This window comes from Fulvivirga sp. M361 (assembly GCF_007097395.1).
In the GTDB taxonomy this organism is placed as follows: Bacteria; Bacteroidota; Bacteroidia; order Cytophagales; family Cyclobacteriaceae; genus Fulvivirga.
Genome location: NZ_VKDC01000043.1, coordinates 88,594 through 96,113, shown reverse-complemented (window position 1 = coordinate 96,113; position 7,520 = coordinate 88,594). Strand labels below are relative to the sequence as shown.

General features: G+C 37.2%; 7 protein-coding genes. 1 reads left to right on the top strand and 6 read right to left on the bottom strand.

Annotated elements, in window-relative coordinates; all coding sequences use genetic code 11:
• Positions 1–440: 440 nt before the first annotated feature.
• The 3 genes from FNH22_RS28040 to FNH22_RS28030 form a co-directional block, all read right to left on the bottom strand.
• Positions 441–1,127: a nucleotidyl transferase AbiEii/AbiGii toxin family protein gene (locus FNH22_RS28040; RefSeq protein ID WP_143401840.1), complete on the bottom strand. Its 687-nt coding sequence runs from the start codon at positions 1,125–1,127 to the stop codon at positions 441–443.
• The gene (locus FNH22_RS28035) at positions 1,111–1,461 is read right to left on the bottom strand and encodes a hypothetical protein (RefSeq protein ID WP_143401839.1); all 351 of its coding nucleotides are present in this window, start codon (positions 1,459–1,461) and stop codon (positions 1,111–1,113) included. Before FNH22_RS28035 ends, FNH22_RS28040 begins: the two co-directional genes overlap by 17 nt.
• 209 nt (positions 1,462–1,670) lie before the next feature.
• Positions 1,671–1,892, bottom strand: coding sequence for a helix-turn-helix transcriptional regulator (locus FNH22_RS28030; RefSeq protein WP_143401838.1), 222 nt, complete (start codon positions 1,890–1,892; stop codon positions 1,671–1,673).
• Positions 1,893–2,029: 137 nt separating this feature from the next.
• On the opposite strand from FNH22_RS28030, the gene FNH22_RS28025 reads away from it, so the two are divergent.
• Complete coding sequence (locus tag FNH22_RS28025; protein WP_143401837.1) at positions 2,030–2,248, top strand: hypothetical protein; 219 nt, start codon at positions 2,030–2,032, stop codon at positions 2,246–2,248.
• Between the two features lie 24 nt (positions 2,249–2,272).
• Here FNH22_RS28025 and FNH22_RS28020 read toward each other — a convergent pair whose 3' ends face one another.
• The 3 genes from FNH22_RS28020 to FNH22_RS28010 are packed head-to-tail and all read right to left on the bottom strand — an operon-like array spanning position 2,273 to position 4,694.
• The gene (locus FNH22_RS28020; RefSeq protein WP_143401836.1) at positions 2,273–3,307 is read right to left on the bottom strand and encodes a hypothetical protein; all 1,035 of its coding nucleotides are present in this window, start codon (positions 3,305–3,307) and stop codon (positions 2,273–2,275) included.
• A gap of 5 nt (positions 3,308–3,312) precedes the next feature.
• Positions 3,313–3,942, bottom strand: a complete 630-nt coding sequence (locus FNH22_RS28015) for a hypothetical protein (protein ID WP_143401835.1) — start codon at positions 3,940–3,942, stop codon at positions 3,313–3,315.
• The gene (locus FNH22_RS28010; protein WP_143401834.1) at positions 3,939–4,694 is read right to left on the bottom strand and encodes a hypothetical protein; all 756 of its coding nucleotides are present in this window, start codon (positions 4,692–4,694) and stop codon (positions 3,939–3,941) included. The genes FNH22_RS28015 and FNH22_RS28010 overlap by 4 nt, the downstream gene beginning before the upstream one ends.
• Between the last annotated feature and the right edge of the window lie 2,826 nt (positions 4,695–7,520).

Sequence of the window (7,520 nt, the reverse complement as noted above, 5' to 3'; positions counted from 1 at the left end):
CAAAAGCCGTTTGGCTTTCTCCTGACTCTTTCCATTGGCGGTAAAGAATACGCATCTGTTCCTGATCATGTCTTTTCATGACACAAGTTTATCGCTTTTTACCACTCCCTCAAATATGGATTTTATCGGACGGATACGTTTAAATGGCACGGTGGGATGTATGATTATCGTATCTATTTCCTCTGGTATCAGGTCGGTATTGCTAGGCTCCCTTTTTAGGGAGCTTTTTTTTGTCGTTCTATATCAGAGTTCTTGAATCATTTTCTCGAAAGCATATTGATCTCTGAACTCATGGATAGTATACTTATTCAAATTAATGCCATACTCAGGATGTCTAATTGCAGAATCTGTGAAGAGCCGGTTCGGTTCTTTCCAAACCTTTGATGGGAATAGGTATTTTTGTGGTTTAAGGCCGTCAGAGAATATGACTAGTTATAATTCTAATCTTTTACTTCAATGTAAGTAAGAGCTGCAAATTTTTCTAAGACTATTTTCGGCGTTACTTCCCTATTTGTTATCAACCCTTCCATTGGGTCATTTCTGTACAGTTTTTCAAGGAGATTCTCATCTTTGAGTTTAGATATTGTTGCATTATAGAGTTTTTTCTTTCCATTTTTTGAGCCAGTATACTTGGAACTCATGATGCTATTATATGCTTTTGGGAAATCCTCATAATCAAATTTATCGACCAGATGTGTAAGGTCGAAGATATCTCTCCAAGTGTCACGCAATGATAATGCAACTAATTTCATGCCTAATAGTTCTGCTTCATTGGGCAATCCGATATGACCAATACTATCTACTTTTTTTGGCCCATGGAATTGATTTTCAGCACGTAATTGAACTTTGATTCCGTCTAAGTAGATAGTAACATCTGTTTTTTCATAATGCTCTGTCTTAATCTCCGAAAAATCACTTTTGAATTTCGCGAAGATTTCATCCAGATTCGGAAGATTAAACCGGCTTCCTGGGAATTTCCGATAAGTAAAAAGATCGAGATCCTCACTAAGGCGATGACCAAGTTTGATTGCCAATGCAGTTCCTCCAATTAGAAAATATTGTTCTAGTTCTTTATAATCCTTGATGACCTCAAGAACCTTCAGGGTATCTTCAGTAACTCCTTGCAAAAGCTTTCTCTAACTTTCTTCTTTTGTTCTGTGAGATGTATATTGAAGGGTTTTGGCTATTAAAGAAGAATGCAACAAGTTCTTTTTGTTTCTCAGGACGAAAACCTCCTAAAAGAATATTGTCTTTCCAGACCTCTTTTATCTCCTCAACTTCATAGGCATTCTTCAAGTCCTGCCAATCCTGAGCATTTCCTGATACTAAGAATGTATTAATGATAAATTCATCAGAGAGCGAATTGATCTTTTCTTTATTGTAAGACCATAACAATTCCTTTCGAGACTGTACAAGTCTCCGTTCTAGCCTATTCCTTACATGTTTTGATTTAACCCTCATCAGCGACACCTCTTTCAAAATAATATATGCAAACTTGGACAAAAATCAAACCAATAGCTCAATTTAAATAATATTATTTAAGCTTATTCAGTCTTGTTGTGTAAAACGTCCAGAAATGATATTAGTTGGCTAAAATAAACACTTTTTAACTTGATTATCTTCTTCTGGCAACAGAGCTATTTCCATTTATATAGATATCTATGGAAATATCAATTATCAGGTTTAAGCTTCAAACCTTTACATACTTCCCTCATCACCTCGCAAGGATCAACATCAATCGCAAGAGCAATCAAATAGAGTTCATCGACCCTAAGTTTAGTGCTGGTATTATTTGCCAACTCGCTCAATCTTGTTTTACTAATGCCAGTCTTTCTTGATACATCAGATCGGTTAATCGATTTTCTTGAAAGAAATAGCCCTAATTCAGTCATTTTTATCCGGTTTAGTAACAATAAAGATACTTAAGCAGATAAATTTTTCCGATTTTCTAAACATTTGCTATGAGAATTGTCCGACTATCAATATATTTGATCCGATAATCGGAAATTATTAACTAAAAACCGGACAAATGCCATACCCGAAATATACAAAAGCCGACCTAGAAGAATTGGTGTCCCATCAATTAGAAAACCTCAATGCTATGCATGATCTGTTAAATATCATGAAAGTTCAAAATGATCTTCTTGAAAATGCCAACAAGAAGTTGAAAAATGAAATCTCTGATTTTAAAAGGAAGCAAGTAAAATATCCGACAGGTGGAAAAAGGAAGAGGTGGTTTATGCCTTGATTAACATTGACCATTTTATTGCCTTCACGAGTCATCTTCAAATTCGATAGCATACAATTCCCCATTTGCGCTGTTTTCAATTATTCCTGAAAACTGATTACAAGTCACTCTTATCTGAGAAATTCTCAGAGAATCAGATAGAATAACAGTGTTACGTAGATTGTTCCACGTACCGAAAGTATAAATATCATTAGAGTCCTTTATCTCTAGTGAAAGAGAAGAAAAGCAATCTTCAGCAGTAATGATCTCATCTATTGATAAGCTAAGTTTCCTGATGAAAAAGGAATCTGTAACATCTAAAGGTTGTGAAATAATTCTTATAGCTTTTTTCAACTTCCATTCACCTACAATAGAACGTGGTTTTGTCAATGTTACTGTATCAGGTATGCTATTAACTAAAAACGGTATCTGGCAACTAGATCTAGTTACTTCAATTCCCATTTCATCCCACCCCCATATTGCCCAGAAGTAAACGTGGTTATCTTGCAACTTTGGTAACCCAACAACTTTTCCATCTTGAAAGCCACCTCCATTTGCAAAAGCGATTTCCATGAATTCGCCATTAATTATTTTCGCTTTTGAAAGTCCACTGTGCCATAACCATACTATATCTTCAGGATTACCTATTGTATTGTTACTGCTAGCTTTAATTATATTTTTAAAGATAGCTACAGCTATTATTGGATTGTCAATTATCTTCCACCGAAATAAAGGTGTATTATTGAGATGATCAAAGAGCGAGGCAGCATCACAACAATTAATATTTCCACTTCTTACCGAAGAATGATTTGAGACCGATATGAGATGGTCATCTCCCGAAACGTTAAAAACTCTTCCATCCGAACTGTATGAATAAGGCTCTATTTCAATTTTTTCGGTCGAACGAAATATAGTATTAGTACTTATTTCTAAAGATATTATTTCATCCAAATTTAGGTTGCAAAAAATATTCTCTGTCGAAAACTGGCATTCTGGCTCCCTTACCTCATCATCGTCTTCACAGGATGCCACCAACATGAAACAAGATAAAGCCCATATCAAGGTTATTGATTGTTTCATAAAATCTAACGATTGAGACTTAGAACCAATGCAGCGCTAAGAAATATGTTCCTTACATCTCTATTAACACTGACTACATCAGCATTTCCAAGTAAATTAAACGAATAGTCTTCACCATGAACCCTTAATGGTATATAACTGACTTGCAGCCTCAACCATTTTTGGAGACTTCCGAATCTGCCTGCGAGCAATATGTCAGTTCCTACACTAGCAGTCGCTTTTTTATTGTCGAATTCTTCACTGGCACTTTCAAGAATTTCATTTTGTGAAGACGTCAATGATGTCTCAACGTTCCTAATATTCAAGCGATTTGTTGATATACCTACTGTAAGAAACCATTTTGTTTTTCCAACAAAATGCCCTCGAGTAAATTTTACATAAAAGAGGTTTATTTGCATGTCGTAAAAGTTCTCAACGTTACCACGAAAAGAATCATCCACAGTGTCAAAAAAGTTGGAGGTTTGGAGTACATTGGGGAAAAATCGACTGTGACCGAATCCCCATGTATTGTAACGCCCCGACCAAAAATTGACCTCAAAATCTAATGTAAGTAATTCTTGATCTCTGACTTTAAAGTCTTTGCTAGTGTTAAACGAAAAAAAGTAAGAATAGCGAGCTCCAATACTTAAGGTCACTTTTTTTTTTGAAAATAATCTGGATTCTCACTTAAAATTTTTCTTCTTATAGCTTTTAAATATCTACCCATATCAACAGCCTTGTATCCAACCAAGTGACTATTATCATCGTTGTCTTGATATTTTATGGATATTGATTTATTGTCTAAATCATTCAATTCACCATCGAACTTTAGTGATTCTTTTATTTCTATTAGTGACTTGGCTCCAATGTCATAACCCCAATCAAGTTTTAATTCTGCGTCATTATAGGAAAGAACTTCTGTAATAAGACAAATCTTGCCACGATTAGATAGAGCTTGTTCAATTACTTCTAGTTCGGATACATTTATACTATTGATTAAATCTAAAATGGCTATCTCTCCTGACGCTAAAAATAATCTGTTTCCATCATTAACAATTAGCTTAACATTTTTGACTTTATTTAACCTTGCGGCCACCTCAGAGTTGGTAATACCAACATCTGCCACAAAACTTGATTTGAAAGCTTTTTTTCTATCAAAAGTATTTGGAGGAATAGGCCTTTTTTCAAGCTCAAAAAGCTCTGGTCGTTTGGATGAACTCTTGAGCCTTTTTCTCGTTATAATTGGCAAACGGGGGAAACCTTTTTCTAGTTGAACTATGTTACCGGGCCCATAACCACCTTGTAAATCAAACTCTCTATAGCTTTCAAAATTGAAATTATTGCTTTGTTGGGAAAAAGTAGTGTAACAATGAAATATTAGACAAACTATTAGGATGGTTCTTTTCATTATATAAAAATCAGTAATATAGCTTTGGTAAATCGGTCGTTCTAAAGATAAGAATGGGTATAGGGTCAATCAATACCCAACCTTGGGTATTTTTCAAGGTAGGTCAACTGGAATAAATGAGTTTAAGCAGCCCTAAACTTCCACACCCATTCACCATTCCCTCTAACCCTCTACACAATCCAAAAATGCCAAAAGAGTGTTCCAGCCCTTCCCTCCTGCTGGTAGAACTCCTTTGCTCCAAAAACTTTATGCCTACCCCCGGCTTTTCTCCGGGTTAGGAAAAAATAACCCTACGAAAAGCTCCTAAGCTATTTAACATAACACAATGAACATTATATAACAAACGCTAGGCATTTGCGGCCAGACGCGCAGCGGATGGTTAATATAAAATCAGATATATAACTTCGGGTCGGCCTGTGTGACAGCCAGTTGTATATCGGTAAAGATTTTATGTTAAAGCAAATTCCGGTCTCGCGTTGATAAAGTTTCATTCAAAGTCAGGTAGATCTCCTAACAGCCACCAGCCCCGGCAAATTCTCCACCGCGCAGAACCTAATTTGCTTATATAATAATATTATGTCTAAATAGCCGCCTGGCCAGCGCAGCCGATAGCTATCGGCTCGACCCCACAGCTTGCCCTGACCATACGGCTATATAAAGTTTTTCCCAACGCGCTTTGTCACGCTAAGGCGTGAATGGCCAAACCCTAAACAAGAGATTTATCGTCAAATCGCTGACGTTCTATTTTTCGGTATTCTGGAGATTGTACAGGTCAGTTTCAAATATGCGATTCTCAGGGCTTATGATTTTCCGCTAAAACACTTGTTGCCTACGCTTTATTTTTTAAGCATAATCTGGGCGTCATTGTGATGAGCGAGTATGCGAACGAAGAAACAATCTCCTTATTAGAACACTGGATCTTGCTTTTTGCTGAACGGTTATGAAGTGCTCACCGGCTGACTGTCTTTTAATCGTGTTCGCAGTGCCCTCGTGCCGGGCAGGCAAATACTTTTGGCATTGGCCCAAAAGTATTCAAAAACCCTAGCTAAAATAATCACTATCAACCCACTGGCCTCCCCACGCCCGGTATTTTGGCGGGCCTACGCGCATGAGGTTCTATTTAACATAATGTAAATATGCTGAAATAAAAAGGGTTGACTTTACTTAAAGACAACCTCCATTTTTGTTTTTTAGCAAACTCTAAAATGCGTATGTATAGCCTTTTATGACTTCAGGGCCATATTCTTTTACGGATGATAAATACTTTTTCACTTCGACTTTTTTTGCTTTAGCCGGTTGCCTACTAGTACTAGTTTGTTTCTTCGAATATTTTTCCATAATCTAGAAATATATTTTGCTTTTCTTCTATTCTACTTATAGGTACTACCTATATAAAGCTATTTTCTCTTGTACCAAAAACCTTATATTTACCACTATCAACCTTTCTTCTTAATATTTCTACATAAACATTAAATCTCTTATTGGAATCATCACTAGCTTCCTCCAGTAATGTAGCGGCTACAAGTCCATACGTATTATGACCCGTTTTTGTTTGTACCTCTCTCATTATATCAAGAACAGTAACTCCTACTCTACCGTTAGCAGACCTGTCTTATACTCCTTGACCTTAACTATGTATTTAGAGTATCTATACTGTGTTTTCAGTAAGAAGCAATAGATATATTCATTTAAAAAAGACTCAACATTTGTCTTATTTGAATTTCTCTGGACAAATCTGTATTTGATTATAGAAGTTGTGTCAAACACTAAGGCAGGGAGTTTGCAATAGATTATTCGTGAAGTTTGATGATAAAGCAAATTTCGTTAAAAACCTATAAGTCTTTCAAGTAACAATTAATGAGATTGGTGTATTCCCACACAGAGGTCAAAGCAAAGTTCCGGTTGTTGGTTCGGGAAATACAAGGGTAACCTGCCTGCCGTCACACTGGCCTTTGCGCTGGCAGGCAGGAATGAATCCAAGCCTTTTTAGCCTCCCTCCTGCTTTCGCACCGTAAACCGTCTTGGCCCCTTGCATCCTCCCCTGCCCGCTTCGCTTGCTGGCTCCTCGCTAAAACCATTCACAGGATGGTTTCTTAACGTTCGGCCCCAATCCATCCGGGTGATCCGGCTTTCCTCGGTGCGCCTGCCTGCCGGCAAAGGCAGGGTTGCCGGGGTGTCACTTTACTCTTTATGTATGATGTATTGTAGTTATTTGTTTCGTGTTCGTCTGCTCGGCTGGTGGTATTTTGGGGTTTGGTATCCGCGTTGTTCCTTCAGTGTCGGTGGTGCGTCTTTAGGCGGTATCAGGGATTTTCACATCCGTGTGCTTTGGTATGAGTTATGTGTTTCACAGCTCCCTTTTTAGCGGGCTTAATTCTTTGCACTAATACTAATGCCTGAGCTACGCTGGCTCTTTTCAAATTTTCCTCCGTACCTAAAACTTTAAAACCAGGTAAAATGAAGCATGGATTTAAACTGTCACTGAGTTGGCAACAAGTGATTTGATGGACTACCTCACAAAGTAGACTGACAAGGAATATCCGAGACGGAAATTGTCTATTAAGAATTACTGGAAATACCTGATGCAGGTCAATATCAGATTTACCTTGAAAGCTTCCTTTTTAGGCTACAAAATATTATGGACATGGGTGCGGAACCAGCAAAGGACGGAATGCTGAAATTCATCAATAGGAAAGTAGTATTTATAGAATAAACCCTTTTAGTAAAAAGGTAAGTTGTCACACACCCTCATGATGTGACCTTAGATAAAAATATAGTGCGGACTATCGTCTGCCGGGTTTGTTTGATACTCCTATTCGTATAGAA